At 63.9% G+C, this 15,339-nt stretch carries 11 protein-coding genes and 1 tRNA gene; 10 read left to right on the forward strand and 2 right to left on the reverse strand.

The annotated features are described in order from the left end of the window. Positions 1 to 12: 12 nt before the first annotated feature. Positions 13 to 2,985 carry a TonB-dependent receptor gene (locus MO486_RS05535; protein ID WP_242905164.1) on the reverse strand — a complete coding sequence of 991 codons (2,973 nt, stop codon included), beginning with the start codon at positions 2,983 to 2,985 and terminating at the stop codon, positions 13 to 15. Next, positions 2,982 to 4,439, reverse strand: a complete 1,458-nt coding sequence (locus MO486_RS05540; RefSeq protein ID WP_242905351.1) for a transglutaminase-like domain-containing protein — start codon at positions 4,437 to 4,439, stop codon at positions 2,982 to 2,984. Before MO486_RS05540 ends, MO486_RS05535 begins: the two co-directional genes overlap by 4 nt. Before the next feature lie 254 nt (positions 4,440 to 4,693). On the opposite strand from MO486_RS05540, the gene MO486_RS05545 reads away from it, so the two are divergent. The 10 genes from MO486_RS05545 to murB all read left to right on the forward strand — a co-directional run bounded on the left by MO486_RS05545 (position 4,694) and on the right by murB (position 15,290). After that, the gene (locus MO486_RS05545; protein WP_242905352.1) at positions 4,694 to 5,848 is read left to right on the forward strand and encodes a DUF819 family protein; all 1,155 of its coding nucleotides are present in this window, start codon (positions 4,694 to 4,696) and stop codon (positions 5,846 to 5,848) included. A gap of 22 nt (positions 5,849 to 5,870) precedes the next feature. After that, complete coding sequence (locus tag MO486_RS05550) at positions 5,871 to 7,286, forward strand: SH3 domain-containing protein (protein WP_242905166.1); 1,416 nt, start codon at positions 5,871 to 5,873, stop codon at positions 7,284 to 7,286. A gap of 37 nt (positions 7,287 to 7,323) precedes the next feature. Next, the gene (locus MO486_RS05555) at positions 7,324 to 8,421 is read left to right on the forward strand and encodes a dipeptide epimerase (protein WP_242905168.1); all 1,098 of its coding nucleotides are present in this window, start codon (positions 7,324 to 7,326) and stop codon (positions 8,419 to 8,421) included. A 1-nt stretch (position 8,422) separates the two neighbouring features. Further along, positions 8,423 to 9,271 (forward strand): MurR/RpiR family transcriptional regulator, encoded by an 849-nt coding sequence (locus MO486_RS05560; RefSeq protein WP_242905170.1) that lies wholly within the window; start codon positions 8,423 to 8,425, stop codon positions 9,269 to 9,271. 27 nt (positions 9,272 to 9,298) lie between these two features. Next, positions 9,299 to 10,096: a hypothetical protein gene (locus tag MO486_RS05565; protein WP_242905172.1), complete on the forward strand. Its 798-nt coding sequence runs from the start codon at positions 9,299 to 9,301 to the stop codon at positions 10,094 to 10,096. Next, a complete protein-coding gene (locus MO486_RS05570; RefSeq protein WP_242905173.1) occupies positions 10,093 to 11,361 on the forward strand; it encodes a dicarboxylate/amino acid:cation symporter in 1,269 nt (422 codons plus the stop codon). The genes MO486_RS05565 and MO486_RS05570 overlap by 4 nt, the downstream gene beginning before the upstream one ends. A gap of 66 nt (positions 11,362 to 11,427) precedes the next feature. Beyond that, positions 11,428 to 11,504, forward strand: a tRNA-Arg gene (locus MO486_RS05575). A 97-nt stretch (positions 11,505 to 11,601) separates the two neighbouring features. Beyond that, a complete protein-coding gene (locus tag MO486_RS05580) occupies positions 11,602 to 13,137 on the forward strand; it encodes an aldehyde dehydrogenase family protein (RefSeq protein WP_242905174.1) in 1,536 nt (511 codons plus the stop codon). A 14-nt stretch (positions 13,138 to 13,151) separates the two neighbouring features. Further along, positions 13,152 to 14,213 (forward strand): quinone-dependent dihydroorotate dehydrogenase, encoded by a 1,062-nt coding sequence (locus tag MO486_RS05585; RefSeq protein ID WP_242905175.1) that lies wholly within the window; start codon positions 13,152 to 13,154, stop codon positions 14,211 to 14,213. Between the two features lie 30 nt (positions 14,214 to 14,243). Then, positions 14,244 to 15,290 (forward strand): UDP-N-acetylmuramate dehydrogenase, encoded by a 1,047-nt coding sequence (gene murB, locus MO486_RS05590; RefSeq protein WP_242905176.1) that lies wholly within the window; start codon positions 14,244 to 14,246, stop codon positions 15,288 to 15,290. Positions 15,291 to 15,339: the final 49 nt, after the last annotated feature.

A 15,339-nucleotide genomic window follows, 5' to 3' on the forward strand; every position in this document is an offset into this window, starting at 1 on the left:
AACGGGGTGAAATCAGAAATCTATGGAGACGGTGAGCTGGCCGTAGCGGGGAGACTGATAGGACGTGGGACGCCCATACTCGGGATTGAGTCGATCCTCGATCTCGGTCTGAAGTTCCTCATCGACTTCGATCACGTTCTTCTCGTCGAGCACGTTGTAGACAGCAAGCTTGACCTTGAGGTCGACTCCGCCAAAGGAATGCAAGTAAGTCAGGCTTAGGCCAAGGTCATGGGTCCACGGCAGCCTTCCGGCCGTGCCGCGTTGGTGCAGTTCGTAAACACGCTCTGAAACATTGCTAGAAGTGCAGTTCGCGACGCAGACATAGAAGCTGTGGTAGTTGGTGCCGTCGAACGGATTGCCGACACCGAACGCGCTGACCGGACGACCGGATTGCGACTGTAGCGTGGCACCCATTTGCCAGTGCTCGTTGAATGCATAGGTCCCACGCACCTTGAATTGATGGCGATGATCGTTGGGCAGGTAGCCATAACCGCCAAGGTTGACCCATGGATCATCAAAGGCTTCGGTACGTCCGGTGTCGGAGAAGTCCGTATCGGAATTGACCGGCCCCTCCGCATTACCCTTGCTATACGACAGTGTGTAGGACGCGTTCAACGCCCATTTGTCGTCCCATGCCCGATCGATGACAAACTCAAGTGCGCTGTAGGTCCGCTTCGGCGTGGAATAGCCCCGTTCGCCGATGTAATTGCCATCGTCGTCGAACAATGCCCAGCCTGCGCGCGAGGTATCGATGGTGACGAATCCGTCGTTGACGCCGTCACAGTCGGTGTCCGTATAAACGGTCAGATCTTCGCCCGGGTTGCCCATGACAAACCCGATGGATCCAGGCTCGCCGCCGCAAAGGATGCCGTTGGAAGTGATCTCCATGTCATCGATTGCGTTATGCAGATCGCGATAGATGCCGCGAACGCCCCACGACCACTTGTCGTTGATCATCGACTGAAAGCCGAGGATCAACTCGTCTTGGTAAACGGGATCGATATCGGCATCCACTTCGCCACGGAGATCGCCGACCGTGCCATCGCCCTGCGAATTGTCGACCGGACCGATCTGGGCGCCGAGGATCGGACGGAGATAGGTCGAGCCGTTATATTCAAACGGTTCGAATCCATCGAATACGTAGTAAGTCCGCTCGTCCAGGAAACCGCCTGCCTGTTTGATGTTGATCACGTTGGCCACGGGCAGGAAGTAGCGGCCAAGATTGCCGAAAACCTTGGTCCGGCCATCGCCACTTACGTCCCACGAGAACCCCAACCGAGGCGCCAGCATGTCGTCGATCTTGATGTAGCTTTCGCCATCGGAGTTCTTGTTGTCGAAGCCTTCCATGCGGACACCGGCGTTGAGCACGAGGTTGTCCGTTACAGACCAGTTGTCTTCGAGATACCAAGCGGTATTCAGCGTTTCGAATTCACCATCGACCTCATTGCGACGCGCCCGAACGTAAGCCGTCGCTCCAGCGGGGACCACGCCGCCGTTTTCAAGCGTGGCGCCCGGGCTCGTAGTCCTGATCTCGTAAAGGCGCCGATCGCCGGGGTAGTACTGTTGGTGTTCGGAGGTGTTGGTTTCCCGATCCAGACCGAAGCGCAGCAAGTGATCGCCCAGCGACCATTCGAAATCGATACGCGCCGCCTCCCTAGTATCGAGGCGTTCGGCCACGCTACCGCTGGAAGTGCAGCCGACGTCGCCTAATCCACCCGCACGACGATCTCGTACGCGGCTGCAATCGATATCGTTCTTGCTGACCTGAGAGAACTCCCGCTCATTCTCGCCATAGAGCACCTTCATCGAGAAGGCATCGGTGAGATAGCCGGTATAGGTCAATGCCCAGTTGCGACCGCCATTGTTGACGAACTGGCTGTTCTGATAGTCGCCACGAGAGCCAGAAGCCAGGTCGAACTCGTACGAATCCGTGACCGTGTGATTCCTGTCTGAAAAAGCCAACAACTCCAGGAGATGCGAGTCGCTGATTTGCCAGTCCAGCTTTGCACCCCAGAAGGCATCATCGGCACTACCTTCGAATATAAAACCTCCGGTGTCGTCGGTGTTGGTGCGCTCATTGTCGCGCAGCTGGTACATCCCGAAAAAGAACAACCGGTCCTTGATGATCGGACCAGACGCATGCAACGTAAGGTCACGCTCGTCTGTCTCGTCATAGCTGCTGATCAATAGCGGGTTACCGTCAGCGTCGTAGTAATCCTTGCCCTCTTCCAGGAACAGTGGCTGCCAAGTCACCTCGGCGCCGAACTCGAACTCATTGGTACCTGATTGGGTCACCGCGTTCAGCACTCCACCCGTAGTCCGGCCAAACTCCACCGAGTAGCCACCAGTCTTGACTTGGAATTCCTTGTAGAACGCGAATGGCACCGAGGAAAAGCCGACGCGGTTATAGAAGTCGGTGACATTCAGCCCATTGATATAGACGGTATTTTCGGCGACCGAAGAACCACCGAACGAAATGCCCCCAAACTCGCCGCGGGTGATTCCCGGCGCAAGCAGGGCAACCGCCAGGGGATCCCTCTGCACAGGAAGGCGTGTGAGCTCGACTTTTGTGATGTTGGTAGCTGACTCGGTCGAGGTGACGTCGACGATGGATGCAGTCCCGATGACCTCGACGGTGTCGAGGGTTGCTACGCCTGCGGTGGCGTCACCTAAGTTCACTGTGCTGGTGGTGCCCAGGTTGACCGTGACCGACACCGGCCGGCCGACCGCGGCGCCATCCTTGCTCGCCTGCAGCGTGTAGTTGCCGACTGGCAAAAACGGGAAGCGGTAGTTGCCATCGGCGTCCGCGGTTACCGTGCGGCTGAATCCGGTTTCCGGATTAGTGACCGTGAGCTGCACACCCGCTGCCGATCGCCCTGCGAGCGAACCGTCGTTGTTGGCCGCGCGTACCACCGGCACCATCGCCGCCAGGCACATTCCCATGGCGATACAAAGTGCTGTTCTATGCAAAGCCCTGCTGTTCATGCCCCCTCCGGCAATCGTGTGTGGTCAGGTGTGGTGCTGGGTCGGTCTTTCTTTGCCGGATCCATGGCCGTTGGCAGGACTTGCCACTTGAAGTCGTAGTCCCACTGGTCGAAATACAGATTGCCGCCCTTCCATTCCGCTTCGCCGCGCTGGAGATCGACGGTTTCGGAACGGAAGTGCTGCTTGGCCGGAACGAACTCGCGGCCGTAGTCGTCGTTGAAGGCGATGCGGTAGGCGTCGAATCCACCCAGGTAGAACCACTCCAGCCCCGGGGCGTCCTCGAAGACACCGGTGGTGACATCCATCGGCACCCAGCCGTAGGGCGCGAGATACAGCCAGCCCCAGTCGTGCAGGTTGTCGTAGTCGCCGTCGGAATAGACCATGCCCGACTGCCAGCGCGCGGGAATGCCGTTGAGCCGCAGCAGCGTCATCAGCAGCAGCGTCTGCTGGCCGCAGTCCGCGTGGCCGGCATGCAGCGCGTAGTCGCTGATGTTGGTGATGGTCGAGTATTCGCGTGCGCCGGCCCAAGGAATCTCGTCGACGGCGGCGAACAGTTTCTGTGCGATCCGATATGGATTTTTTTCGTCGCCGACGATCTTGCGCGAGAACGCGCGGATGTCATCGGTGAACACGACGTGCGGCGCGCGCTCAGCCACGAATGGCGCCAGCTCCGGTGTGATGGCAGCCGGCACGACCTTCTGCGGATCGATCGCGTGGTACTGGCCGTAGACGGTGAGTTCGTAGGTGATCGAGAACGCGGTCGGCTGCCCCACTTGCGCGGTCTTTTCGAGATAGACGGTGCGTTGCAACGCAGATTCTGGCGCGATGTCGTGCTTCGCGGGGACACTGTCAACGAAGCGGAGGTTTTCCTGTTGTCCCGGCAACGCGCGTGGATAAGGAATCCACGCACGAATGGTTTCGCCGGCGGGCACTGCGTCCGCATTGACCGTCAACGATTGCGTCACTCGCACGCGGCGCGGTGCCACGCTACTGCGTTGTTGAGCCAACGCTGCGTCGCGCACCTCGCGATGGTGCGCGTTGGGCGTTTCCATCGGACCATCGACGAGTGGTGCCTGGACTTTGCGACGGGCCCGCGCTTCCGCGCTCAACCGGAACAGGTTGGATGGAGAGCGGTTGAAGTACAGCGTCTTGCCATCGATGACCTGATGCTCGAACAGGCCAGCCGCGTCCCACTTCGCGAACTCGGCGTCGATGAGATCAGGGATCTGTTTGCGGACGCGCGCCTTGACCTCGTCCGCGCCGAGGGTGAAGTCCAGCAGGATGCGGCGCATGCGCTCGCGTTCGAATGCCAACGTCGAACGCTTTTCCGCCGACGTGCCGGGAAGCGCCAAAGCGGCATCGATGCGCTCGGCTGCCTTTGCGAAATGACCGTCGTCGACCAGCGCCGCGACGGCGGCGACCTCGTCCGCACCGGTGTCCTGCGCGGACGCGATCCAGGCCCCGGACGCGACGGCCAACAGCAGCGCGAAGCCGACGCGATGCCAGCGCCGTGCCGCTGCTGTGTCCCTAGTCCAGAATGCCTGCACGTGCGTGCTTCCCCGGCGAAAACAACCATGACCGCTGGCCAGGACCGCTGTGTAACATGGTCGCCCGGCATCGTCAATAATTTATTCTTCTGATGTATGCTTTAGGAATCAGCTATTCCGCACCGCGCAATTCCTGCCGTGCGGAGGACGAAGGGGACGCGATGATCAAGACGGTCTGGCCCTACCTGGCAGTCATGCTGCTGGCAGCCGGAATCTTCCCGGCGCTGGAGCGGCGGACCGGCTGGAAGGTGTTCGCGATCCTGCCGCCGATCGTGCTCGTGTACCTGTCGGTCACCGCCCTCGCCGTCCTTGGCCTCTGGCAGGTCAATGTCGAGATCCAGGCGGCGCAGAAGCTGCTGATCGCGCAACTCATCCCGGCCCTGCTGTTCCTGCTGATGGTCAATTGCGACCTGCGCGCCATCTTCGCGCTCGGTCCGCGCGTGCTGGCCGTGTTCTTCAGCACTACCGTCAGCCTGTTCATCGCCTTCGTCGTCACCTATCTGTTGTTCCGCAACGTACTGCCCGCCGCCACGGGCTGGCAACCGCTCGCAGCGGTGAGTGGCAGCTGGGTGGGCGGCACGGCGAACATGGTCGCGGTCAAGCAGGCGATCGGCATGTCGGACGACGCGCTGGCGCTGGGTTTGCTGATGGACGCGCTGTGCTACTCGATGTGGTTCGTGGTGTTGTTCTCGGCGGCACGGCTCGCGCCGGCGTTCAATCGCTGGACCCGCGCCGAGTCCAGCGCGAACCTGGTCGTCGCGCCGACACGCCAGACCGGGCCGACGGCAGCGGAGAACGTGCTGCTCTGGCTCGGCCTTGCACTGCTGGCCGCCGCAGGCGCGTCATGGCTGGCTGCGCTGCTGCCGACGTCCGACATGTTCGGTACGACGACGTGGACGATCCTGATCGCCACCGTCGCCGGCCTCGTCGTCGCGCATACGCCGCTGGCGCGTTTTCCCGGCGCGAGCCCGATCTCGGGTGCGTTGCTGATCGGCGTGGTCGCGGTGATGGCATCGCAGAGCAACTTCCAGGGCATCGCCACCGCGCCGCTGTACTTGCTGTGCGGCATCAGCATCATCGCGCTTCATGCGCTGCTGCTGGTGCTGGCTGCAAAGTTGTTCCGCTTCGACCTGTACCTGTGCGGCATCGCGTCGATGGCGCACATCGGCGGCGTCGCGGCGACGCCGATCCTGGCGGCGAGCTACGCGCCTGCCCTGGTGCCGGTTGGCATCCTGCTGGCTCTGCTCGGTTATATCCTCGGGACTGGTTTCGGTCTGTTGATGGCGACGGTGCTGTCGTCGCTGGCCCCAATTTGAAGTGATGGCGACCATGCCTACCATGCGATTCAAGAACCTGCACGCAGCCGCATTCGTCCTCACTCTGCTCGGTGGGCTCAATGGGCCAACGCTAGCGCGCGAAGCCGTTGTCCCGTCGCCCGTCGCGGTGCCGGCGAGCGGCGTGATCGGCATCGAACCGGCGCACCTGTCCCCGGAATTCTGGGTCGCGCGTGCCGAGCGGCCGGACGCCGTGGTGATGGATCGCGCGACGATCGCCGCACAGAACGCAAAGCTCATGCAGGTCGATGATTCGATGCATGACCTGCACCAGATTCCGGCGACGCTGACTCGTGCACAGGTCAAGGCCTGGATCGAGGACCTGTCGCAACGACCGACCAAACCACTGTTCGACGTCGACGGCAACGCCATTCCCACTGCAACGCTGGATGGCGTCGTCGACGCCCTGAATCTGGACGCGGTTCCCGAAACGCAACCGACCCGCTATGGCCTGGTCGTGCATCGCGCACCGCTGCGCACGTTCCCGACGTTGCTGCGCGTGTTCAGCAGCCGGGGCGATACCGACATCGATCGCTTCCAGGAGAACGCGCTGTTCCCGGGCACCCCGGTCGTGATCACCCACGCCAGCCGCGATGGCGGCTGGCTGTTCGTGGTCAGTCCGCGTTATGCGGCCTGGATCGAAAAACATCATGTCGCCGAGGGTCCGCAGGACGTGGTGCTCGGCTACGCCGAACGCACGCCCTACCGCATCGTCACCGGCGCCAAGGCCGAGACCGTATACACCCGCGAACGGCCGCAGGTTTCGGAACTGCAACTGGACATGGGCGTGCGCGTGCCGCTGGCCGCCGTACCCACCAATGCACCCGTCAACGGCCAGCATCCCTACACCTCGTGGATCCTCGAGTTGCCGGTCCGCCGCGATGACGGCACGCTCGGCTTCGCGCCCGCGCTGCTGCAGAAGAACACCGACAACACTGACGACTACCTGCCGCTGACCCAGGCCAACCTCATCCGCCAGGCCTTCAAGTTCCTCGGCGAGCGCTACGGCTGGGGTCACGACTACAACGGCCGCGATTGCAGCGGCTTCGTGTCCGAGGTCTACCGCAGCATGGGCGTGGAGCTGCCGCGCAACACCAGCGACCAGAGCGTGAGCCCCGCGCTGAACCGCATACCTTTCAGCGCCACCGACGGCCGCGAAAAACGCATGGCGGCGGTAGCCGCGCTGCAGGTCGGCGACCTGATCTACATCCCCGGCCACGTGATGATGATGATCGGCCGCATCGACGGCGTGCCCTACGTGATCCATGACACCAACGGCGGCAGCTACCTCGGTGCCGATGGCCAACTGCATTCGATGCATCTCAATGGCGTCTCGGTGACGCCACTCACGCCTCTCCAATTCAACACCACCCAAACGTATGTCGACCGCATCACCAATATCGTTCGCATCCGCCCCTGATGTTCCGAAACGCAAGCTCCAGGAACGCGCCGACACCATGAAAATCACCAAGATCACGTTCGGCATGCTGCGGGTTCCGTTGAAGACGCCGTTCAAGACCGCGTTGCGCACCGTGGAGCGGGTCGATGACGTCGTCGTCATGGTGCACACGGATACCGGCCACGTCGGTTACGGCGAAGCACCGGCGACCGCGGTGATCACCGGCGACACCCACGGTTCCATCGTCGAGGCGATCCGCCACTACATCGCGCCGCGCCTGATCGGACAGGACATCGCCGATCTCAACCGCATCACCCGCCTGATCCAGGGTGCGATGGAGAAGAACACCAGCGCCAAGGCCGCGGTGGAAATCGCGGTCTACGACCTGTTCGGCCAGCTGTACGGCGCGCCGCTGTACAAGATGCTCGGCGGTGGCGATCCGGTGATCACCACCGATATCACCATCAGCGTCGACTACATCGACAAGATGGTGGCCGACTCGATCGCAGCCGTGGATCGCGGCTTCGAATCGCTGAAGATCAAGGTCGGCAAGGACATCGGCCTGGACGTGGAACGTACCAAGGCGATCTATGCCGCGGTCCAGAACCGCGCGCTGCTGCGCCTGGATGCCAACCAGGGCTGGACCGCCAAGCAGGCGGTCTACGCGATCCAGACCCTGGAAGATGCCGGCGTGCGCCTGGAACTGGTGGAACAACCGGTCAAGGCCCAGGACCTGGAAGGCATGCGCTACGTCACCGAGCGCGTGCACACACCGATCATGGCCGACGAAAGCGTGTTCGGGCCGATGGAAGTCATCGAGCTGATCCGCATGCGCGCCGCGGACATCATCAACATCAAGCTGATGAAGACGGGCGGCATCTCCAATGCGATCCGCATCGCCGATATCGCCGCGATGCACGGCATCGACTGCATGATCGGCTGCATGCTCGAGACCAGCATCAGCGTGGCGGCCGCGGTGCACGTGGCGGTGGCCAAGGCAGACGTGATCACCAAGGTCGATCTCGATGGCCCTTCGTTGTGCGCCTTCAATCCGGTAGACGGTGGCGTGATCTTCAACGAGTCCGAGATCTCGATCACCGATGCCCCGGGCCTCGGAATCCGCGAGATCCGCGGGCTAGAGCTGCTCGCCGACTGACATGTCGTCGCTGCTGAAAATACGAGCTGAGCGTGACCAGATGTCGGCGATCGAACGCCGCATCGCCGACTTCATCCTCGAGAACGCGCAACTGCTGCGCGACTACTCGTCGCAGCAACTCGCCGATGCGCTCGGGATCAGCCAGTCGAGCGTGGTCAAGTTCTGCCAGAAGCTCGGCTTCAAGGGTTATCCCGACCTCAAGTACTCGGTCGGCGAGGCCATCGCCCGCGCAGGCAGCGACGATGCGCCGGTCGCTACGGCGGCGGCCGGCTCCGACCCGCGCATCGCGTTGGCCAGCGACTTGTGGCGGCGGAAATCGGAAGCGGAGGAGGAAACCCGGCTGATCAACCCACCCGATGCGATCGATGCCGTTGCCGCGACGATCGGTCGCGCCGGCAAGGTCTTCATCATCGGCCTCGGCGAGGACGACATCCATGCGCGCGCGTTCGCGTTGAAGCTGTCGCTGCTCGGCATCCTCACCGTGCACAACTTCGATACAGCGCACATGACCGCGAGCATGTCCGCCGCCGGCAAGGACGATGTGCTGCTGGTGTTCTCCGAACACGGCAAGCAACCGGCGCTGTGCCAGATCTGCCGCTATTTCCGCGAACAGAAGGGCAAGGTCATAACCGTAACCCGGCATACCTCGAACTCGCTGCGCGCGCATGCCGATATCGCGCTGCTGGTGTCGGCGCACGACGAGCGGCCCTACATCGAGCCGTTGCTGTACCACTCGGCCCTGCAGCACCTGTTGGATGGGGTATTCGTGTTGCTGTGCGAAGAGGGCCAAGACCGCCACGCGCAGTTGCTGGCGAACCTGGACCGGATCCAGCCAATGCTGGAACCGTAAGCTCGATTGCCCACCTTCGGTAATCCCATGCGCACTTTCCGTACCCGACGCTTGCTTGCCTGGTTGCTGTCGATTGCGGCGCTGTTCGCGCTCGTCGGTTGCGCCCATCGTCCCGCGGCCACCCCACAGGCCACGCCTTGGAACCAGGCCGGACAACTCGTGCTGGTGACCATTGCCGATTGGGACGCCGACCACGGCACGCTGCAGACCTACGAACGCGACACTGCCGGACATTGGCGTGCCGTGATGCCATCGACCCAGGTCGTGATCGGTCGCAAGGGCGCTGCCTGGGGTATCGGCCTGCACGATCCGCCAGCCGATGGACCGGTCAAACGCGAGGGCGACGGCCGCAGTCCGGCGGGCGTCTTTGCGATCGGCGAAGCCTTCGGCTATGCACCGCATGCGAATACCGCCCTGCCCTACGCCGCGATGAGCGCGTCGCACTATTGCATCGACGTCAGCGGTTCACCGCTCTACAACCGCATCGTCGACGCCGACGTGGTGGGCGCGGATGCTGTCGCCGGTTCGACCGAGCCGATGCGGCTCGACCTGCATGCCAAAGGCGACCAGCGCTACCGCCTCGGCTTCGTGATCGAACACAACCCGCGCGGCGTTGCCGGCGCGGGCAGCTGCATCTTCGCGCACCTCTGGAAAGAGGGGAACAGCAATACAGCGGGTTGCACGGCGATGGCGGATTCGACCATGGACGCGCTGCTGCCATGGCTGGACGCGAAACAGCAGCCGATCTTCGTCTTGTTGCCGCAACACGAATACGCGCTCCTGCGCGAAGCCTGGGACCTACCGGACATGCAGGGACAACCATGAGCGCAACCGCGCGTGTACTGATCGGCCTGGGCGCCGGCGCACTGATCGGCCTGCTGCTGGCATGGCAGGATCCCGTCCTGGCCGTGCGCGTTGCCGACGTGGTGCAACCGATCGGCCGACTCTGGCTCAATGCGCTGCAAATGACGGTGGTGCCGCTGGTGCTGGCACTGGTCGTCATCGGCGTGACCAGCGCCAGCGATGCGGCGTTGTCCGGGCGTATCGCACGTCGCGCGATCGTGGTGTTCGTCGTCCTGCTGTCTGCGGGCGCGGCGTTCACTGCGGCCGTGGCGCCGTTCGCGCTATCACTGATCCCACGTGATCCTGCCATCGGCGAGGCCTTGCGCGCGGCAACCGCAGGTGCCGCAGCGCCGACGCCGGCGGCGGGATGGGTCGACGCACTGGTCGCCATCATCCCCAGCAACGCCATCGCAGCCGCCGCGCAGAGCGCGATGCTTCCGCTGGTGGTGTTCGCCCTGTTCTTCGGCTTCGCCCTCACCCGCATCGAGCACGAGCGCAGGCAACAGGTGGTCTCGTTCTGCCAGGCGATCGCGGACGCGATGATCGTGATCGTCCGCTGGGTGCTGTGGATTGCGCCCGTCGGCGTATTCGCGCTGATCCTCGCGGTATGCGCACGTGCCGGGGTCAGCATGATCGGCGCGCTGGCCGTCTACATCCTGCTGCAGTGCGCGCTGTATCTCGCGGTGACGCTGATGATGCTGCCGGTCGCGATGTTCTGGGGCGGCGAACCATTGCGCCGTTTCGCGGCTGCGATCCTGCCGGCGCAGGTCGTCGCCGCCAGCACCCAGTCGTCGCTGGTCTCGCTGCCGGCAATGCTGGAAAGCGCGCAGCGCCGGCTTGGTTATCCGCCGCAAGTGACCGCACTGGTCCTGCCGATGGCCGTATCGCTGTTCCGGATCAACAGTCCGGTGCAGTACGTCAGCGCCGCGGCGTTCATCGCCTGGGCCTACGGCATCGACCTGAGCGCGGCACAACTCATCGCCGGCGCGGCGCTTGCCGTGGTGATCAGTTGCGGCTCGGTGGGTTTGCCGGGCCAGGTCAGCTTCATGGCCACCAACCTGCCGGTGACGCAGGCGATGGGGCTGCCCGTGGCGCCCTTGGGGTTGCTGTTGGCGGTCGACACGATCCCGGATGTCTTCGCGACCCTGGGCAATGTCACCGCCGACCTGACCGCGACCAGCGTCGTTTCGCGGCAGGAGCAGGCCTCCGCTCCCGCGATTGCCGCCGAGGACCAGCCACCGGCCTGACTCCAGGCGTGTTTTTCGCGCCGATTCGCCGGACTGCAGGGGGTCGTGCGAAAATTATGGTTTCGTGGCCCCGTAGCTCAGCTGGATAGAGCGGTCCCCTCCTAAGGGACAGGTCGTGCGTTCGAATCGCGCCGGGGTCGCCAGTTCGGTCGCGAGACGCAACAGCCGCGCATCCGTGTGCGGACTTTCCAATACCTGTCGTCTTCCGGCGGCGCCCAAACATCGTTACCAGGAGTTGAAATGACCCACCCCGTCCTCACCGCACTCGGCCTCGGCGCGACCGAATCCGGCACCTACCTCGGCAATGGCGAATGGTCGAAGACCAGCGATGCCGGCGTGATCGAGCCGGTCAATCCGACCGATGGCGAAGTGCTGGCGCGGGTGTACGCCTCGTCGCAAAGCGATTACGACACGATCGTCGAGCGCGCCCAGGCGGCGTTCAAGATCTGGCGCACGACGCCGGCGCCACGCCGGGGCGAAGCGATCCGGCTGTGCGCCGAAGCGCTACGCAAGCACAAGGACGCGCTGGGTTCGCTGGTGGCGTTGGAGATGGGCAAGTCGAAGCCGGAAGGCGACGGCGAAGTGCAGGAGATGATCGACATCGGCGAATTCGCCGTCGGCCTGTCGCGCCAGCTCTACGGCCTGACCATGCACAGCGAACGCCCCGGTCACCGCATGTACGAGCAGTGGCAGCCGCTGGGCATCGTCGGCGTGATCTCGGCGTTCAACTTCCCGGTCGCGGTGTGGGCCTGGAACTCGTTCGTCGCCGGCGTGTGCGGCGACATCACCATCTGGAAGCCTTCGCCGAAGACGCCGCTGTCGGCGATCGCCGCGCAGAAGATCTGCAACGAAGCGCTCAAGGCCGGTGGCTTCCCGGACATCTTCTTCCTGTTCAACGACGCCGGCAGCGAGCTCGCGCAGGGTTTCGTCGACGACAAGCGCATCCCGCTGATCAGCTTCACCGGTTCCACCAAGGTCGGCCGCATGGTCGGTGAGCGCGTGGCGCGGCGCATGGGCCGATCGCTGCTCGAACTGGGCGGCAACAACGCGATCATCGTCGACGACACCGCTGACCTGAAGCTGGCGATCCCGGCGATCGTATTCGGTGCCGTCGGCACGGCCGGCCAGCGTTGCACCACCACCCGCCGCCTGTTCGTGCACGAAAAGATCTACGACGACGTGCTGGGCAAGTTGAAGACTGCGTATGGCCAAGTCGAGAAGAAGATCGGCGATCCGACCGATCCGGCCAACCTGATGGGCCCGCTCAACAGCAGCGATGCAGTCGACGCGTTCCTCGACGCAGTCGGCAAGGCGAAGGCGGCCGGCGGCAAGGTCGAGAGCGGCGGCGCCGCGCTCACCGACCGCAAGGGCAACTTCGTGCTGCCGACGCTGATCACCGGCTTGTCGAACGATTCCGAAGTGGTGCAGACCGAGACCTTCGCGCCGATCCTGTACGTGATGAAGTTCAAGACGCTGAACGACGCGATCGACCAGCAGAACGCCGTGCCGCAGGGCCTCTCGTCGGCGATCTTCACCACCAACCTGAAGGCGGCCGAGGCGTTCCTCGCGTCGTCCGGCTCGGATTGCGGCATCGCCAACGTCAACATCGGCACCTCGGGTGCGGAGATCGGCGGCGCCTTCGGTGGCGAGAAGGAAACCGGCGGTGGCCGCGAATCCGGCTCTGACGCATGGAAAGTCTACATGCGCCGCCAGACCAACACGATCAACTATTCCGACGCGCTGCCGCTGGCGCAAGGCATCAAGTTCGACCTGTGAGCCACTGACAGGACATGTACGGCCTCGCCCGCCCATTCCTGTTCGGCCTGGATGCCGAGCGCGCACATGCGCTCGGCCTCTCGGCGCTCGAGGCTGCCTATCGCACCGGCCTGAATCCACTGCTGGGTGGCACACCGAAGCCGCTGCCTACCCGCGCCTTCGGCCTGCATTTCCCCAATCCGGTCGGCCTGGCTGCCGGGCTGGACAAGAATGGCGCGCACATCGACGCATTGCTTGCGCTCGGCTTCGGCTTCATCGAAGTCGGCACGGTCACGCCAAAGCCGCAAGCCGGCAATCCGAAGCCGCGCATGTTCCGGCTGCCCCGGCACGATGCCATCATCAACCGCCTCGGCTTCAACAATGATGGCGTCGACGCGCTGGTGAAGAACGTCTCGCGCGCACGCCGCAAGCACGGCTTGCTCGGCATCAACATCGGCAAGAACAAGGACACGCCGAACGATTCGGCGGAGCTGGATTACCTGTACTGCCTCGAGCGCGTGTACCCGCTCGCCGACTACATCACCGTCAACATCTCCTCGCCCAACACCGCCGGCCTGCGCGAGCTGCAGGAAGAACAGGCGCTGCGCCGCCTGGTCGGCACGTTGCGCGAGGCGCAGGAACGCCTGGGCGCGCAGCACCGCAAGCGCGTGCCGATGCTGGTGAAGATCGCGCCGGACCTGTCCGACGACGACATCGATGCCGCCGCGCGCGTGCTCGGCGATCTCGGCGTCGATGGCGTGATCGCCACCAACACCACGGTGTCGCGCGTCGGCGTCGGCGCCGAGGGTGGGCGCCATGCGAACGAACCCGGCGGGTTGTCGGGCCGGCCGCTCATGGACCGATCGACGTTCGTGCTGCGCAAACTATGCACGCGCCTCCCTGACACGATCCCGATGATCGGCGTCGGCGGCATCCTCTCCGGCGCCGATGCGGTGACCAAGACCGCGGCCGGCGCCACGCTGGTGCAGATCTACACGGGATTGATCTATCGCGGCCCTGAACTGATTGGTGAATGCGTCGATGCGATGCGCCGGCGCAAGGAATCGCCGAGCAGCGGCACCATTCCCGTCCTATGACGGGTGCTGCTCGATGACAAACACTGCTTCATGACAAGCACGTACCGACTGATCGAGAACGCCCGGCTCGATGGCCGCAATACTTTCGGCGTGCCCGCGCGCGCGCCGATGCTGGTGGAAGTGAGCGATGCCGCGGCGCTGCCGGAATTGTTCGGCTATGCACTGCTACGGGATGGCCCGCTGCTGGTGCTTGGCGGCGGCAGCAACCTGTTGTTCGCCGGCGATGCCGAAGGCGCGGTGCTCGCACTGGGCAGCCAGAAGATTTCGATTATCGAGGACGACGGGGAACATGCCATCGTCCGCGCCGACGCCGGCGTCGAATGGCATGCGCTGGTGTTGTGGACGCTCGGCCACGGTCTCGCCGGACTGGAGAACCTGGCCCTGATCCCCGGCACGGTCGGCGCCGCCCCGATCCAGAACATCGGCGCTTACGGCACGGAGGTCCGCGACTGCATCCACCGCGTCGAAGCTTTCGAGCGCAGCAGCCGCGAACTGCATCGCCTCGACGCGACGGCTTGCGCATTCGCGTATCGCGACAGTCTGTTCAAGCGCGAACCCGACCGTTACGTCGTCACTGCGGTGGAGTTCGCGCTGTCACGCACACCGACGCTGAAACTCGACTACGCCGGCCTCGGGGACGAACTCGCGGCGATGGGCATCGACATCGGCAGCGTACGCGCCTCGCAGGTCGCCGAAGCCGTGATCCGCATCCGCCAGCGCAAGCTGCCCGATCCGGCTGTGCTCGGGAATGCCGGTAGCTTCTTCAAGAATCCGATCCTGCCGGCCGCGCAGGCCGAGACCCTGCAAGCCGCGCATCCGAAGTTGCCGGTGTTCCGCGGCAACGACGACACCACGCGCAAGCTGTCGGCCGCGTGGCTCATCGACCAATGCGGCTGGAAAGGCCATCGCGATGGCGATGCCGGCGTGGCGGCGTCGCACGCCCTGGTACTGGTCAACCATGGCCATGCGACGGGTATGCAGATCCTCGATCTCGCGCGACGCATCGCGGCCTCGGTGCAGGAACGTTTCGGCGTCGCACTGGAGCCGGAACCACGGGTGATCGGCGCGCAGTGGTGATCGCCCTGCTCCTTACCCCCGCTGATTGCGCAGAACAAGCCTGGAGTGA

It is taken from the genome of Lysobacter sp. CFH 32150 (assembly GCF_022758295.1).
Taxonomy (GTDB): domain Bacteria; phylum Pseudomonadota; class Gammaproteobacteria; order Xanthomonadales; family Xanthomonadaceae; genus CFH-32150.

Excerpts from the sequence above, each read along its gene's own strand:
- MO486_RS05535 (WP_242905164.1), bottom strand. The coding sequence starts at position 2,985 with ATGAACAGCAGGGCTTTGCATAGAACAGCACTTTGTATCGCCATGGGA.
- MO486_RS05545 (WP_242905352.1), top strand. The coding sequence starts at position 4,694 with ATGATCAAGACGGTCTGGCCCTACCTGGCAGTCATGCTGCTGGCAGCC.
- MO486_RS05550 (WP_242905166.1), top strand. The coding sequence starts at position 5,871 with ATGCGATTCAAGAACCTGCACGCAGCCGCATTCGTCCTCACTCTGCTC.
- MO486_RS05555 (WP_242905168.1), top strand. The coding sequence starts at position 7,324 with ATGAAAATCACCAAGATCACGTTCGGCATGCTGCGGGTTCCGTTGAAG.
- MO486_RS05560 (WP_242905170.1), top strand. The coding sequence starts at position 8,423 with ATGTCGTCGCTGCTGAAAATACGAGCTGAGCGTGACCAGATGTCGGCG.
- MO486_RS05565 (WP_242905172.1), top strand. The coding sequence starts at position 9,299 with ATGCGCACTTTCCGTACCCGACGCTTGCTTGCCTGGTTGCTGTCGATT.
- MO486_RS05570 (WP_242905173.1), top strand. The coding sequence starts at position 10,093 with ATGAGCGCAACCGCGCGTGTACTGATCGGCCTGGGCGCCGGCGCACTG.
- MO486_RS05580 (WP_242905174.1), top strand. The coding sequence starts at position 11,602 with ATGACCCACCCCGTCCTCACCGCACTCGGCCTCGGCGCGACCGAATCC.
- MO486_RS05585 (WP_242905175.1), top strand. The coding sequence starts at position 13,152 with ATGTACGGCCTCGCCCGCCCATTCCTGTTCGGCCTGGATGCCGAGCGC.
- murB (WP_242905176.1), top strand. The coding sequence starts at position 14,244 with ATGACAAGCACGTACCGACTGATCGAGAACGCCCGGCTCGATGGCCGC.